Genomic DNA, 14,450 nt, shown 5'->3' on the forward strand with positions numbered 1-14,450 from the left:
AGGGCTATTTTATATCAACGGCACAATCCAACTCACTAAAATCAGCATAATACCCAAATGTCCAAGTTTACGTGTGACGGCCACTAATTTAGAGGGCGGTGCTTCAAGTTGGCGGGCATATTCCTGAAGATTTAAACCTTGCGAGGCTTTACTGCTAAATAAAAACACGCCCAAATCAATACAAATTAAAATCGTGCCGATATCTGCAACAATCTCCAGTAATTCATATTCTTGCTGATAAAGCACCATTGCAACCTGATAACTCAGAAACAAGGCAAAGGCAAAACAGCCATATTGTAAAATGAGGGCTAGGGCTCGCATAATTCATTCAAACGACTTAAAACAGCTGTGTTATAGCATAAAACAATCCATCAATTGAATGTTTTGTCGGAATACACGTGGTAGTTTAGATTGTTGGAGGAATATTTTAAGTCATCCAGCTTTGCACAATAAAACAGGTAGCAATACTGCCTGCTGCCAATTTAGAATACATATAGGCATAGTCTGTTGGAGCATCTGCTTGTGTTGCAGAGCTTGCAGGAGCAGAAGTTGTAAGCCGACTACGATAGCCGAGCTCCAATAGCACCACAATTAAGCCTGCCAAAGTAATCACTTGGAAAATATTTATAGGATTGTGCATCAGCTCAGCATATAAATGGTAGGCGCTCAAAGGCGCAGCAGAAAAACAAAACAGCTTAAAAAAATACAGTGTTTTCATTTTATTGTCCCTTTCATTCTTGCACTTATTGTGATGTCGCTTTCTTAAGCCAAGATTAAAATTTGCTTAAATTTGCATGAAAACAAAGCTTGAAACCATTCAAGAACTGTTGAATTGATGTTGTGGTATTGCAAGGGATGTAAAAAATGAAGCTATAAAATAGGCGACCGATTGGTCGCCTAAATTCAAATTTGAGCAGGTTGAATTACCAGTGTTCACCTGGGAATAAACGTGCATACGCTTTTTGTACCCAGTTGAGTTTTTGCTGTTCGCCGACTGAAGCGGTTGAACTTGGGAACAGGTTATAACCAATTGACATGAGTTTGTTGTTGATGTCTGGTGCAATTGCATAAGTGATTGAAGCCAAACGACCCAAATGAGTCGCAATTTTCTTCGGACGTTTCACAATTGCATAAGCAATTAAATCTGCAGCTTGTTCAGGTGAAAGTGTTGGCACGTACTTATAAATTTTGGTTGGTGCGATCATTGGGGTACGCACCAATGGCATATACACCGAAGTAATTGCAATTTTATGCGTATGCGCTTCTGCAGATAGACAGCGACTAAATGCGTCTAGCGCAGCTTTAGATGCAACATAAGCAGAGAAGCGAGTTGCGTTGGCCAATACGCCAATCGAGCTGATATTGATGATATGACCATCTTTACGATGCATCATCTGCGGTAAAATATTTAGCACCAAACGTACCGCGCCAAAATAGTTCAATTGCATGGTACGTTCAAAGTCGTGGAAACGGTCAACCGACTCGTGTACTGCACGACGGATTGAGCGACCTGCGTTATTGATCAGAATATCAATATGGTCGACTGAAGCAAGAATCTGTTGTGATACCGCATCAATCGATTGCATATCGTTTAGGTCGCAAGGGAAAACTGATGCTTTACCACCACGGGCTTCAATTTCAGCTTTGACTTGTTCTAAGGTTTCCTGAGTACGTGCAACTAAAAGCACATGCGCACCCGCATCGGCCAGTTTATGTGCCACTGTTAAACCGATACCACTTGATGCACCTGTAATAAGGGCAACTTTACCATTTACACGCTTTTGAAAAAGTTTCTCTAATTTTGGCTTCACGCTAATATTCCTGATTTAAGTTCCCAGATTGTCGTTTTTATTGAAATTGCTCATCCAAATCCTACCGTGATCTGGACTGATTTACTTGGCTTTATGATAGCCGATTGTGTAAAAAAAGCTATGAAATAAGTGATTGAATTTTCAGATGAATTTAGAGTAATTGCTCTATTTTAATACGCTGGCTATTCTTATTTTTACCATGAAATAAAGCTAATGCAAAGACATTCAAGGAAAAATTAAAATAAAAAGGCATCCTGTTGAAATAAATCAGCAGGATGCCAGTATAAAGCTTGAACTGATGAGTTTTTATACAGCAGCGAGAGCCTGTTCCAAATCGGCAATTAAGTCATCGGCATGTTCAATCCCGATAGATAAACGCACCATATCTTCACTTACGCCTGCGGCTTTCAGTTCATCGGCATTTAGCTGACGGTGTGTGGTGGTCGCAGGGTGGCATGCTAAGCTCTTGGCATCACCAATATTTACCAAACGAGTGAACAGTTGTAAGGCATCAATAAAGCGGGTGCCACCTTCACGGCCATCTTGTACACCAAAAGACAGAATTGCCGATGGCTTGCCTTTTACGTATTTTTGCGCCAATGCATGTTGAGGGTGGTCTTTTAAACCTGCGTAATTGACCCATTTTACTTTTGGATGAGCCTGTAAATATTCCGCTACTTTTTGCGCATTTTCGGTATGGCGTTCCATGCGCAAGCTTAGGGTTTCTAGGCCTTGCAAAATCAGGAATACGTTGTGCGGGCTAATGGCTGCACCCGTGTTGCGCAGTGGTACCACACGTGCACGTGCGATATAAGCCGCAGCACCTAAGGCTTCTACATAGTTGACACCGTGATAGCTTGGGTCTGGTGTGTTGAGTGCTTTAAAGCGTTCAGGATATTTGCCCCAAGGGAATTTACCGCTATCGACAATAATGCCACCAATAGAGGTACCGTGACCACCAATATATTTGGTCAGTGAGTGGATGATAATGTCTGCACCGAAATCAAATGATTTTTGCAATACAGGTGTTGCCACAGTGTTATCCACCACTACAGGAATACCGTATTCGTGTGCAATTTTGGCAATCGCTTCAAGGTCAATAATATTGCCCAGTGGGTTACCAATGGACTCTACAAAGACCAGTTTTGTTTTGTCATCAATCAAGTCACGCAGTGCTTCTGGATTCTGATAATCGAAGAAGCGCACTTCAATGCCTTGTTTTGGCAAAGTATGAGCAAATAAGTTGTACGTTCCGCCATATAACGTCGATACTGAAGCAATGTTGTCACCTGCTTCGGTAATGGTCTGAATCGCATAAGTGATAGCAGCCATACCTGATGCCAAAGCCAAGGCACCAATCCCGCCTTCAAGCGCAGCAACACGTTGCTCCAACACCGCAGTGGTCGGGTTCATAATACGGGTATAAATATTGCCTTGTACTTTTAAATCGAATAAATCGGCACCATGTTGTGTATTATCAAAGGCATACGATGTGGTTTGGTAAATTGGCACAGCCACTGCTTTGGTGGTCGGTTCTGGGCTATATCCTGCATGAATCGCCAAGGTTTCGTCTTTATAGGTCATGTTTACTTCATCTTCGTGAGTTAAATTGGCTTGAGTCTAGCATTTTTCAATATGAAAGAAAGCGTCAAAATATTGCAATATTTAGCGTGAAAGTTGATATAGCACTTAAGTAGATGGGCGGGTTGCAAGCTTAAAGACGGAGTTGTAACAAAGCATGCAAGATGTTTGAGGTGTCTTATTTTTTCTCTGTATTCAGGTATAATACCCGATTATTTTTTCGCTCATTAGAGCAGGGGCTGCTCATCTGAGCCCCAGATTTGGTTTTCTATTGAGGAGTCCTACGTGGCCCAATATATTTATACGATGAACCGAGTGTCCAAAATGGTTCCGCCTAAGCGCGAAATCCTGAAAGACATCTCTTTATCATTTTTCCCAGGTGCGAAAATTGGTGTGCTTGGTTTAAACGGTGCAGGTAAATCGACGTTGCTCCGTATTATGGCGGGCGTAGACAAAGATTTCTCGGGTGAAGCACGTGCGCAGCCAGGCATCAAAATTGGTTATCTTGAGCAAGAACCACCTTTGGACGAGAGTAAAGACGTTCGTGGTAACGTGGAAGATGGCTTGCGTGAGCCACTTGATGCTTTGGCTCGTCTTGATGAAGTCTTCGCTGAATATGCGGCTGAAGATGCAGACTTTGACGCACTAGCCAAAGAGCAAGAAAAGCTTGAAGCTATTATTCAAACTTGGGATGCGCACAACCTTACAAACCAGATGGATCAAGCTGCTGCAGCACTGAACCTGCCTGCTTGGGACGCAGACGTTTCTAAGCTTTCTGGTGGTGAACGCCGTCGTGTAGCACTTTGCCGTTTGCTTTTGTCTAAACCAGATATGTTGCTACTAGACGAACCGACCAACCATTTGGATGCCTCATCTGTTGCATGGTTAGAACGTTTCTTGAAAGACTTCCCGGGTACCATCGTCGCGATTACGCACGACCGTTACTTCCTAGATAACGTGGCTGAATGGATTCTAGAACTTGACCGTGGACATGGTATTCCATACCAAGGTAACTACTCTTCTTGGTTAGAGCAAAAGAACGCACGTCTAGAGCAAGAACAGAAGCAGGAAGAGTCTTTTGCTAAAGCATTGAAAAAAGAACTTGAATGGGTTCGTTCTAATGCCAAAGGCCAGCAAAAGAAAAACAAAGCACGTATGGAACGCTTTGAAGAGCTTAACTCGCGTGAATTCCAGCAACGTAATGAAACTTCTGAAATCTACATTCCACCTGGTCCACGTCTGGGCAACAAGGTGATTGAAGTTGAAGGGATCAGCAAATCGTTCGGCGACCGTACTCTGTATAAAGACCTAAGCTTCTCAGTACCACCATGTGCCATTGTGGGTATTGTCGGTGAGAACGGTGCAGGTAAAACGACGTTATTCCGTATGATGACTGGCGAACAGCAACCAGATTCTGGTACGGTAACGCTGGGTGAGTCGGTTAAAGTGGCTTACGTGGGTCAGATTCGTGACACCTTAGACGACAACAAAACCGTATGGGAAGAAGTGTCTGGCGGTTTAGACATCTTGCGTATTGGTGAATACGAAATTGCATCTCGTGCCTATATCGGTCGCTTTAACTTCAAAGGTCAAGATCAGCAAAAACGTGTGGGTCAATTGTCGGGTGGTGAGCGTAACCGTTTACAACTTGCCAAAATCCTGCAAATGGGCGCTAACGTGATCCTGCTGGATGAGCCATCAAACGACTTGGATATCGAAACTTTACGTGCACTTGAGGATGCCATTTTGGTATTCCCAGGTACTGTAATGGTGATCTCGCATGACCGTTGGTTCCTAGACCGTATTGCAACGCACATTTTGTCATTTGAAGGTGAAACACCAGAATTCTTCACTGGTAACTATACTGAATTCGAAGAATATCGTCGCAAACGTGATGGTGATGACTTAGTAACCAAGCGTCAAAAATATCGCAAAATCGGTGTGTAATTATTCCCGACGTTTGTAAATAAAAAAACCAGCCTTAGGGCTGGTTTTTTGTGTTCATTCAATCATGTTGATTGAGTATCAAGACAACAGCATGATGTGAAATCTGAAAAAGACTAGCAGCGTTTAAACTTCCCACTCATGTGAACATTCACGGCACTTCCATTGTTTTTGCGACTGCATAAAAGCTTGCATGGAAATTTTAAAATCAGGCAAATCACGGTAGAACAAGAAGCCTGCAATCACGCACACAACAAATACCGCTACAGTAATGCTTTGTAAGGTTGTGCCTGCACCATCGCCAAAAATCCACATGGCAATACTAATTAAAACCAGAAGCAATAATACAAATACCGCAGGAATGAGCATCACCAAGCTTTTAGGCACAACAGGACGTGGCGTTGCTTGACCTGCCTGTGCAACAGGCATGATTTTTGGGCTTTGACATTTAGGGCATCGGTATTGCATTACAACTCCAAAATTCTGATCTAATTGTTATTCTAACGAAATGTGCGACAAATAAAAAACAGTCTGTCAGAAAACAGGGCAATAAAAAAGCCCAAGTCGTTGCTTGAGCTTCTTTATAAGATGAAGATAAGTGCTTTATATTCATCTTGAATATGGCGTCCCTACGGGGATTCGAACCCCGGTTACCGCCGTGAAAGGGCGATGTCCTAGGCCTCTAGACGATAGGGACTTGATGAGGCAACACAGGTAAAGCCTTATTTAAACTTGGTGGAGTCAAGCGGGATCGAACCGCTGACCTCTACAATGCCATTGTAGCGCTCTACCAACTGAGCTATGACCCCAGTCTGTGTGAGCGCAATATTAGGGCTATTGCGTTCACACGTCAACAAAAAAATGAATTAAGCAGGATCAATTGCATCATTTTTCGGCAATTTGATGCTTTCATTCAGTTTTTCCCAGACTTTGACTTCTTTTTTGCTTGGGCCGCCTACAACTTCTAAGGCATTGCGCAAACGTGCAAAAGTTAGGTCAGGGCCAATGGTGACCATGGTTTGCATGACTGGCGTAGACGCAGTTGAACCTGCAATAGCAATAAAGAAAGCAGGCATGAAATCACGCAATTTGATTTCCATTTGGTTGGCCAAATCCATGAGAGTTTGGCTCACGGTGTCATTGTTCCAAGTAAATAGGCTTTCTAAACGCCAAATGGCAAATTGCAGACTTTGACGCACTTGTTCTTCAGATAGCTTTTTGCTTTCAAACTGTTCTTTGCTCAAGCTTGGGAAATGGTTGAAGTAATGAGCAGACCAATTCACCGCTTCAGACAACAAGTTAATACGTGGTTGAATTGCAGCCGCAATATCTTCAAGCTTGGCACGATCTGCTTTCCATGCAAGCAAGGTATCCAGCAGCTCAGCAGGAGATAATGCTTTAATCCATTGACCATTCAGCCAGTTCAATTTTTCTACATCAAAAATTGGGCCACCTAGTGATACACGCTGAATATCAAAGTGTTCAATCATTTCGGCCAACGTGAATTTTTCACTTTCATCTGGCATTGACCAACCCATACGGCCTAAGTAGTTCAGTAAGGCTTCTGGCAGTACCCCAATATCTTTGTAGTAGTTAATTGAAGTTGGGTTTTTACGTTTAGATAATTTAGATTTATCTGGGTTACGCAACAATGGCATGTGACACAACACAGGCATATCCCAACCAAAATATTGATATAGCAATTGATGTTTGGGTGCAGATGGAATCCATTCTTCGCCACGAATTACGTGAGTGATTTGCATTAAATGGTCATCTACCACGTTGGCTAGATGGTAAGTTGGTAAGCCATCGGTTTTGAGCAAAATTTGCATGTCGACCTGCGCCCATGGAATTTCCACTTCACCACGCAGCATATCGTTAAATTTACATACGCCTTCGGTTGGGACTTTCATGCGGATCACATGCGGTTCACCTGCAGCTAAACGACGCTGTACTTCATCTGTAGAAAGATTCAAGCCACGACCATCATAGCGAGGGCTTTCACCACGTGCTTGCTGTTCTGCACGCATCTGATCCAGTTCTTCTGCAGTTGCGAAACAGTAAAAAGCATGGCCTTGTTCAACCAGTTGCAAGGCATATTGCTTGTAAATGTCCATACGTTCAGATTGGCGGTATGGTGCATGAGGACCACCAACATCTGGACCTTCTGCCCAGTTTAAGCCTAACCAACGCAATGAATCCAAAATCATTTTTTCAGATTCAGGTGTTGAACGCAGTTGGTCGGTATCTTCAATACGAAGAATAAACTCACCGCCATGCTGTTTGGCAAAACATAAGTTAAATAAGGCGATATAAGCCGTTCCCACGTGCGGGAAGCCAGTAGGAGATGGGGCAATACGAGTACGAACAGTCATAACCAAAAATAATTCAAAATGTAAATTGAAACTATTATAACGAAAAAGCCCAAGTACTTAATGTTAAATTCAACATTCTGTACTTGGGCAGTTCGGCTGCTTTTGAAAAGGGGATCAAAGGCAGTGAAATTGGGTGTTGCTTATGAGTTGCCTTGCGGGAATAAGGCTTGCACAAAACGGCTGAAACGTTGGTTTTGCAAAGCAAAGAAGCTTTGTGTCGGTGCAACATTAATCGAGGTCAGTACTTTTAAATCATTATTTGATTCAAATTTTTGCTTGTCTGCCTGTTTTTGCTGGGTAATGGCTTTTTCAATTAGGGAGTTTTTTGCAGGTGCAAGGCTGCTTTTAGTTTCAGCCGACTTTATGACTGCAGCATGGCTAACCGTAGCAAGTGAGCTTAAGCTAATGAGTGTTGCCAAGATCAGTTTAGATGTCATTCTGATTTCCCCCTTTGTTTATGAATGCACTGACAATTTATAAGTTGTTCTAATACCGTTACCATTTAATCACAAAAAAGCATCCAAAAAGTAGACTTGCGTCACACTTTTTTCAAAATAGTAAATAATCAGGATTGACTATATACCGATTTTGCAGATGATCTGTCATTTAGAACATGTTGTAACAAACAAGTGTGGAGAGATCGTGAAGATTGTTACAAAAGTCACAATAAAAATAGTGTTAGAACAATTGTGATGAGCTTGATGGAGATTAAAAATACGAAATAGCCTGAAATCATTATTCGATTTTTGTATATCCAATTCACAAAAAAGGTATAAATTTGGAATAAGCGAGATTTTAAACTTTAAAGTGAATAAAAATAAATGCTTAAGCTGAAATGATTTAATTATTTGGATATTTTGCCTCATTTTACTGAATTGCGCAGCGTGATGGGATTGCATATATTGGCGGCAGTTTAAAGATGATGTGTGCTGTAATGAAAACTCAATTCAAAGCTTTATTGGCTGCTGCGCTATTGGCAACAGGTTTTGCTGCAACGACTGCTCAGGCTGCAGATCGTCAGTTTTTAAATGTATCTTATGATGCAACCCGCGAATTTTATGATGAATTTAACCAGTCGTTTGGTCAGTACTGGAAAAAACGTACGGGTATCACTGTAAATTTCAAGCAGTCGCATGGTGGTTCGGGCAAGCAAGCCCGTTCGGTGGTAGATGGCTTAAAGGGCGATGTGGTGACTTTGGCCTTGGCTAACGACATTGAAGAAATTGTAAAGTCAGGGCAAATCCAAGCAGGTTGGCAAAAAGAGTTCCCACATAACTCTGCGCCATATACCTCAACCATCGTATTTATGGTACGTAAAGGTAACCCAAAACAGATTAAAGACTGGAAGGACTTAACCAAACCGGGCGTAGAAATTATTACGCCAAACCCGAAAACTGGCGGCTTGCCACGTTGGGTGTATTTGTCGGCTTGGGGTTATGCAGAGAAGCAACCGGGTGGTTCTAAAGCCAAAGCACAGGAATTTGTGGGCAAGATGTACCACAATGTGAAAGTGATGGACTCTGCGGCACGCGCTTCTATGACGACATTTGCTGAGCGTGGCATTGGTGATGTGCTTTTAACTTGGGAAAACGAAGCCTTAGTGACCTTAAAAACTTTAGGTAAAGACAAGTTTGATATTGTTTATCCTTCAATTTCTATTTTGACTGAACCTTCAGTGGCTGTGGTAGACCGTACGGTAGAGAAAAATGGCAATAAATGGTTGGCGACAGGTTATATCAACTATTTATATTCACCTTTAGGTCAGGAAATGGCAGCTAAGCATTTCTACCGCCCACGTAATGAAAAAGTGTTGGCAAAATATGCAGCACAATTTCCAAAGCTAAAAACGTTCACTATTGATGAAGTTTTTGGTGGTTGGGCAAATGCACAAAAAACACACTTTGTGAATGGTGCGATTTTTGACCAAATTTATAATTCTAAGCGTTAAGCAATACTTCGCTGTCGCCTGATTGATCATCAGATCAACACACAAAAAAATCTCTACGGAGATTTTTTTGTGTCTAAAAAAAGCCAAAAACGGATTTCCCTATGAAAAGTAATATTTATCTACAAAAAGACGTTTGGAGCTTTGTCAAAACAAGGTAATAATGTGCAGTTACATTTTAGCTGTATTGAATGAACCCTATGTCGCATATTTCTGTATTACTTCATGAAACTGTTGATGCCATGTTGGCAGATCGCAATACAGGAATTTATGTCGATGCTACCTTTGGTCGTGGTGGTCATACTCGTTTGTTATTGTCCAAACTTGATGCACAGGCACGGGTCTATGCATTTGATAAAGACCCGCAAGCATTGGCAGTGGCAGCGGAATTGGCTCAGCAAGATTCTCGTTTTCAGATTATTCATGCCAGTTTTGCCGACCTACAGCAAGAATTGAATGCTTTAGGCATTACACAGGTAGATGGTGTGATGGCCGATTTAGGTGTGTCTTCACCGCAATTGGATCAGGCCGAGCGTGGCTTTAGTTTTATGAAAGATGGTCCACTCGATATGCGTATGGACAACTCTCAGGGGCCAACTGCAGCAGAATGGTTAGTCGATATTGCAGAAGAAGCTTTGGCCAATGTGATTTTCCAATATGGCGAAGAGCGCTATAGCCGCCGTATTGCCAAAGCCATTAAACAGGCAGGCTATATTGAGACCACGGCACAATTGGCTGAAATTGTAAAAGTGGCGCACCCGAAATGGGAAAAGAACAAACACGCTGCTACTCGCACCTTTCAGGCCATTCGTATTGCGATTAATAAAGAATTAGAAGATATTGAAACCTTCTTGCCGCAGGCGGTCGAGGTGTTAAAGCCCCAAGGCCGTTTGGCGGTGATTAGCTTCCACTCTTTGGAAGATCGTTTAATCAAACAGTTTATTCAAAAAGAATCGAGCTTGCCTGAAGATACGGGCTGGGGCTTGCCACAACAGCAACAAGATACGAGACGCCTGAAAAAAATTGCGCGGGTACGTGCCAGTGATGCTGAAGTGAAAGCCAACCCACGCTCACGCAGTGCATGGTTACGTGTTGCAGAACGATTAGCTTGAAAAGGCCAATAATGAAAACAGACGCTGTAGAAAAAAATCTAACGCCATCACGACTAAAAAAAATGGTCGCTTATTTTATTTTGTTGGCACTGGTGTTTATTAGTGCAATTATGGTGGTATTTCAAGTGTTTGAGTATCGTCATGATTATCGTCAGCTCAGTTCGTTTAACCGCGAGCGTGACGACTTAAATGCAGAATGGGGGCGTTTACTGATTGAGCAACAAACCTTTGGGGCAACAGCACAAATTGGTACCCGTGCTGTGACGCAGCTGCGCATGTATTCTCCGCCTGCAGCACAAACGGTGGTGATTTCTTTGCCTACAACTTCAGAACAATAAGGCGGCTGGCACATGGTTGATGCGCGTAAAAAGCAAACCCGAAAGAAACAACAATCGGTCACTGGAAAAAATGCCATTCATGTTGAAATGTGGCGTTTTTACTTAATGTGGAGCGTGGTTCTACTGGTGTTCGTGGCACTGGTGGGGCGGGCATTCTATGTGCAAATTATCAACCATGATTTTTTACAAAACAAAGCCAATGCCAATATTTTAAGAACTGAAAAACTAAAAGCCATGCGTGGGGTGATTTATGACCGCAATGGCGTGCCTTTGGCAATTAGTACCCCAATTATGAAAGTGGTGATTGATCCACGTGATTATTTTGACAATAAAAAGTTGTTTGATGAAATTACCGCAGAGCTGGAGAAAAATCCGACTAGCCGTAAATTGCGTCGTCAGTTACCAGATAAAAACTTAAATTTAGATGAACTGGCCGATGCGGTTGGCATGGATCGTCAGGAACTCAAACAAAAAATGAATGAGCGTCCACGCTCACGTTATTTGGTGCTGCAAAAAGAAGTGCCACCGCAACAGGCAGAACTGATTTTAAAACGCAATTTCCAAGGGGTATATACCGAAAAAAACTATAAGCGTTATTACCCACAGCCGCAGCCGAATGCACAAATTATTGGTTTGACCAACAGTGAGGGCACAGGTATTGAAGGCTTGGAAATGCAGCTGAATACCCGTTTGGCTGGTGTAGATGGCGAACAGCAAATCATCCGTGACAAAAAAGGTAACCGAGTTAAAGACCCTGAAGTCATTAAAGAAGTAGAACCGGGTGAAAATATCACCTTAAGTATTGATTCACGTTTGCAGTACATTATGTACCGTGAATTAACCGCAGCAGGTGTCGCCAATAATGCACGTTCGGCAACTGCTATTGCGGTAGATGTCAAAACAGGTGAAATTCTGGCAATGACCAGTTGGCCATCGTATAACCCGAATGACAAAAAAAGCTTATCGAACAAAGATGCGATGCGTAACCGTGGTGCGGTCGATTCTTTTGAGCCGGGTTCGACCATGAAACCGATGACAGTGGCAATGGCACTGGAAAGCGGTAAATATTCACCGAATACCGTGGTTAATTTAAGCGGTGGTTCAATGCGGGTGGGTAATCACACCATTCGCGATACGCATAACTATGGGTCACTGACTTTGGCGGGGATTATTCAAAAATCATCTAACGTAGGTGTAGCGAAAATTGCCTTGTCGTTACCTTATGCAACTTTACCAACTTTTTATAAACGTCTCGGTTTCGGTGCACGTTCTGCCGTTAAATTCCCGGGTGAAAGCGCAGGTTTAATCTTGCCGCCAAGTAAATGGAATGTGTCAGAAGTGGCGACCATGTCCTATGGCTATGGTTTAAATGCCACTGTGCTGCAATTGGCAGATGCCTATGCCATGCTGGCCAATAAAGGCGTTAAAATGCCGCTTAGCCTATATAAGCTGGAAGAACAGCCCAAAGGCGAACAAATTGTGGATGCCAAAATTGCCGATCAAGTGATGCTGATGATGGAAGCGGTGACCTTGCCAGGCGGTACTGCTCGTCAAGCCAATATTCCTGGGTATCGGGTTGCAGGTAAAACAGGGACGGCACATAAACTTCGCGCAGACCGCAAAGGTTACTCACAAACTGAATATCGTGCTTTATTTGCAGGGGTTGCTCCAGTGAGCGATCCACGTTTGGCGATGGTGGTGGTCGTAGAAAACCCAACGGGTCAGTATTATGGTGGTTTGGTGGCAGCGCCTGTGTTTGCTCGTGTGATGCAAGAATCGTTACGTTTAATGAACGTACCTTTAGATAAACCTTTAGAAACTCCCAACACTCCATAACAGGTGACGCATGTCGATTCGCTTTCAAGATATTTACCGCACAGCAAGCGTTGCAGATTGGATGACACAAGAATTTCAGGGCTTTCAACTGGATAGCCGTCATGTACGTGCAGGTCAAATTTTTATCGCCCTGACCAGTTTGTCACAGCCTGAAAAAACCGTTGCATTTGCCCAAGCCGCTTTAGCACAAGGTGCATTGGCGGTGATTTCAGAAATACCCTTGGCGGTAGCGCATAATTTGGTGGTGTCAGATGTGCGTCAGCGCATGGGGCAGTGGCAAAAACAATATTTACAAGCCGTGCAGCCTGTACGTTTGGCACGCATACTTGCGGTCACAGGCACCAATGGCAAGACCACCATTTCACGTTTAATTGCTGAATTGTTGATGTTGCAAGATCAACGCTGCGCGGTCATGGGCACAATAGGTAACGGCATTTTACCGAATTTAGAAGCTTCAACGCACACGACGTTGGATGCCTTGCAACTACAAAATGCTTTGCACAATTACGCCCAGCAAGGGGCAGCATTTGCTGCAATTGAAGCCAGTTCACATGGCTTAGAGCAAGGTCGCTTAAATGGTTGCGACATCGAAATTGCGGTATACAGTAACCTGAGCCGTGATCATTTGGATTATCACGGCACTTTGGGAGCCTATGCTGCCGCTAAAGCCATGTTGTTTCAGTTTGCCAGTTTAAAAGTCGCGATTATTAATTTGGATGATGAATATGCTGAGATCATGCTGCAAGCTGCGCAGCAGAATCCTGCACAACCGAAAATTTTGACTTATTCAACTCAGCAAGCGGCTGATTATCAAGTACAGCAAATTGAATACAGTCTGAATGGCGTACGTTTCCATTTACAAACTGCTACGGCAGAATATGTGGTGCAAAGTCCATTGCTCGGGCATTTTAATGTTGAAAACTTGGTGGCGAGTTTAATTGCGGCTGAGCAGGCAGGTTTTGAGTTGGCTGACTTGATTGCGACTGTACTACAACTGAAAGGTGCACCTGGCCGTATGCAAGTGCTGCGTGATGCAGAGCGTCTGTTTGTGGTGGATTATGCACATACCCCAGATGCCTTGATTCAAGTACTGCAAACCCTAAAACGCCATGTCAGCGCACAGCTTTGGGCAGTATTTGGTTGCGGTGGTGACCGTGACCGTGGCAAGCGTCCACTCATGACCCAAGCAGCACTAGATTATGCCAATGTTGTGCTCTTGACCTCAGATAACCCACGCACAGAAGATCCTTTACAAATTTTTGCCGATATGCAGGCAGGTGTAGATTTATCAGTAGTACAAACGCATGAAATTCATGATCGCCGTGAAGCGATTAAATATGCCGTTCAACATGCTCAATCAGGTGATATTGTGTTGATTGCAGGCAAAGGTCATGAAAATTATCAAGAAATAGATGGGGTAAGACACTGGTTTGATGATGTGATTGAAGTGCAAGCTGCGATAGATGCACAACATTGCTCACCTTCTGCTTACCCTGCGCAATAAGGAA

The 14,450-nt window shown here is 43.1% G+C and carries 13 protein-coding genes and 2 tRNA genes; 6 read left to right on the plus strand and 9 right to left on the minus strand.

Annotation, left to right across the window (positions count from 1 at the left end):
* Nucleotides 1-9 precede the first annotated feature (9 nt).
* The 4 genes from HHA43_RS06925 to HHA43_RS06940 all read right to left on the minus strand — a co-directional run bounded on the left by HHA43_RS06925 (nucleotide 10) and on the right by HHA43_RS06940 (nucleotide 3,395).
* Nucleotides 10-321, minus strand: coding sequence for a hypothetical protein (locus HHA43_RS06925; RefSeq protein WP_168542188.1), 312 nt, complete (start codon nucleotides 319-321; stop codon nucleotides 10-12).
* A 106-nt stretch (nucleotides 322-427) separates the two neighbouring features.
* Nucleotides 428-718 (minus strand): hypothetical protein, encoded by a 291-nt coding sequence (locus HHA43_RS06930; protein ID WP_168542190.1) that lies wholly within the window; start codon nucleotides 716-718, stop codon nucleotides 428-430.
* A gap of 205 nt (nucleotides 719-923) precedes the next feature.
* Nucleotides 924-1,811, minus strand: coding sequence for an SDR family NAD(P)-dependent oxidoreductase (locus HHA43_RS06935; RefSeq protein WP_168460772.1), 888 nt, complete (start codon nucleotides 1,809-1,811; stop codon nucleotides 924-926).
* A 306-nt stretch (nucleotides 1,812-2,117) separates the two neighbouring features.
* Nucleotides 2,118-3,395 (minus strand): O-acetylhomoserine aminocarboxypropyltransferase/cysteine synthase family protein, encoded by a 1,278-nt coding sequence (locus HHA43_RS06940; RefSeq protein ID WP_168418898.1) that lies wholly within the window; start codon nucleotides 3,393-3,395, stop codon nucleotides 2,118-2,120.
* Nucleotides 3,396-3,677: 282 nt separating this feature from the next.
* On the opposite strand from HHA43_RS06940, the gene ettA reads away from it, so the two are divergent.
* A complete protein-coding gene (gene ettA / locus HHA43_RS06945) occupies nucleotides 3,678-5,339 on the plus strand; it encodes an energy-dependent translational throttle protein EttA (RefSeq protein WP_168542192.1) in 1,662 nt (553 codons plus the stop codon).
* 123 nt (nucleotides 5,340-5,462) lie between these two features.
* Here the strand turns inward: ettA and HHA43_RS06950 are convergent, their stop codons facing one another.
* The 5 genes from HHA43_RS06950 to HHA43_RS06970 form a co-directional block, all read right to left on the minus strand.
* Nucleotides 5,463-5,804 (minus strand): membrane protein, encoded by a 342-nt coding sequence (locus tag HHA43_RS06950; RefSeq protein ID WP_026438243.1) that lies wholly within the window; start codon nucleotides 5,802-5,804, stop codon nucleotides 5,463-5,465.
* Nucleotides 5,805-5,957: 153 nt separating this feature from the next.
* Nucleotides 5,958-6,033: transfer RNA gene (locus HHA43_RS06955), tRNA-Glu, on the minus strand.
* Between the two features lie 36 nt (nucleotides 6,034-6,069).
* Nucleotides 6,070-6,145, minus strand: a tRNA-Ala gene (locus HHA43_RS06960).
* A 57-nt stretch (nucleotides 6,146-6,202) separates the two neighbouring features.
* Complete coding sequence (gltX, locus tag HHA43_RS06965; protein WP_168542194.1) at nucleotides 6,203-7,711, minus strand: glutamate--tRNA ligase; 1,509 nt, start codon at nucleotides 7,709-7,711, stop codon at nucleotides 6,203-6,205.
* A gap of 140 nt (nucleotides 7,712-7,851) precedes the next feature.
* Nucleotides 7,852-8,148 carry a hypothetical protein gene (locus HHA43_RS06970; protein ID WP_168418900.1) on the minus strand — a complete coding sequence of 99 codons (297 nt, stop codon included), beginning with the start codon at nucleotides 8,146-8,148 and terminating at the stop codon, nucleotides 7,852-7,854.
* A gap of 497 nt (nucleotides 8,149-8,645) precedes the next feature.
* On the opposite strand from HHA43_RS06970, the gene HHA43_RS06975 reads away from it, so the two are divergent.
* From HHA43_RS06975 to HHA43_RS06995, 5 genes are all read left to right on the plus strand, one after another.
* On the plus strand, nucleotides 8,646-9,659 hold the full coding sequence (locus HHA43_RS06975) for a sulfate ABC transporter substrate-binding protein (protein ID WP_168418901.1): 1,014 nt from the start codon (nucleotides 8,646-8,648) through the stop codon (nucleotides 9,657-9,659).
* A 197-nt stretch (nucleotides 9,660-9,856) separates the two neighbouring features.
* The gene (gene rsmH, locus HHA43_RS06980; RefSeq protein ID WP_168418902.1) at nucleotides 9,857-10,768 is read left to right on the plus strand and encodes a 16S rRNA (cytosine(1402)-N(4))-methyltransferase RsmH; all 912 of its coding nucleotides are present in this window, start codon (nucleotides 9,857-9,859) and stop codon (nucleotides 10,766-10,768) included.
* Between the two features lie 62 nt (nucleotides 10,769-10,830).
* Entirely contained in the window at nucleotides 10,831-11,106 is a 276-nt protein-coding gene (ftsL, locus tag HHA43_RS06985) for a cell division protein FtsL (protein ID WP_413784402.1), read from the plus strand.
* A 12-nt stretch (nucleotides 11,107-11,118) separates the two neighbouring features.
* Complete coding sequence (gene ftsI, locus HHA43_RS06990) at nucleotides 11,119-12,942, plus strand: penicillin-binding protein PBP3 (RefSeq protein WP_168542196.1); 1,824 nt, start codon at nucleotides 11,119-11,121, stop codon at nucleotides 12,940-12,942.
* Nucleotides 12,943-12,952: 10 nt separating this feature from the next.
* Nucleotides 12,953-14,446 carry a UDP-N-acetylmuramoyl-L-alanyl-D-glutamate--2,6-diaminopimelate ligase gene (locus HHA43_RS06995; protein WP_168542198.1) on the plus strand — a complete coding sequence of 498 codons (1,494 nt, stop codon included), beginning with the start codon at nucleotides 12,953-12,955 and terminating at the stop codon, nucleotides 14,444-14,446.
* Nucleotides 14,447-14,450: the final 4 nt, after the last annotated feature.

The organism is Acinetobacter sp. A2, assembly GCF_012371325.1.
In the GTDB taxonomy this organism is placed as follows: domain Bacteria; phylum Pseudomonadota; class Gammaproteobacteria; order Pseudomonadales; family Moraxellaceae; genus Acinetobacter.

Bases quoted from the DNA above. Each gene is read 5' to 3' on its own strand.
- HHA43_RS06950 (WP_026438243.1), bottom strand. From the start codon at position 5,804: ATGCAATACCGATGCCCTAAATGTCAAAGCCCAAAAATCATGCCTGTT.
- HHA43_RS06925 (WP_168542188.1), bottom strand. From the start codon at position 321: ATGCGAGCCCTAGCCCTCATTTTACAATATGGCTGTTTTGCCTTTGCC.
- gltX (WP_168542194.1), bottom strand. From the start codon at position 7,711: ATGACTGTTCGTACTCGTATTGCCCCATCTCCTACTGGCTTCCCGCAC.
- rsmH (WP_168418902.1), top strand. From the start codon at position 9,857: ATGTCGCATATTTCTGTATTACTTCATGAAACTGTTGATGCCATGTTG.
- HHA43_RS06975 (WP_168418901.1), top strand. From the start codon at position 8,646: ATGAAAACTCAATTCAAAGCTTTATTGGCTGCTGCGCTATTGGCAACA.
- ftsL (WP_413784402.1), top strand. From the start codon at position 10,831: ATGGTCGCTTATTTTATTTTGTTGGCACTGGTGTTTATTAGTGCAATT.
- HHA43_RS06940 (WP_168418898.1), bottom strand. From the start codon at position 3,395: ATGACCTATAAAGACGAAACCTTGGCGATTCATGCAGGATATAGCCCA.
- ftsI (WP_168542196.1), top strand. From the start codon at position 11,119: ATGGTTGATGCGCGTAAAAAGCAAACCCGAAAGAAACAACAATCGGTC.
- HHA43_RS06995 (WP_168542198.1), top strand. From the start codon at position 12,953: ATGTCGATTCGCTTTCAAGATATTTACCGCACAGCAAGCGTTGCAGAT.
- HHA43_RS06930 (WP_168542190.1), bottom strand. From the start codon at position 718: ATGAAAACACTGTATTTTTTTAAGCTGTTTTGTTTTTCTGCTGCGCCT.
- HHA43_RS06970 (WP_168418900.1), bottom strand. From the start codon at position 8,148: ATGACATCTAAACTGATCTTGGCAACACTCATTAGCTTAAGCTCACTT.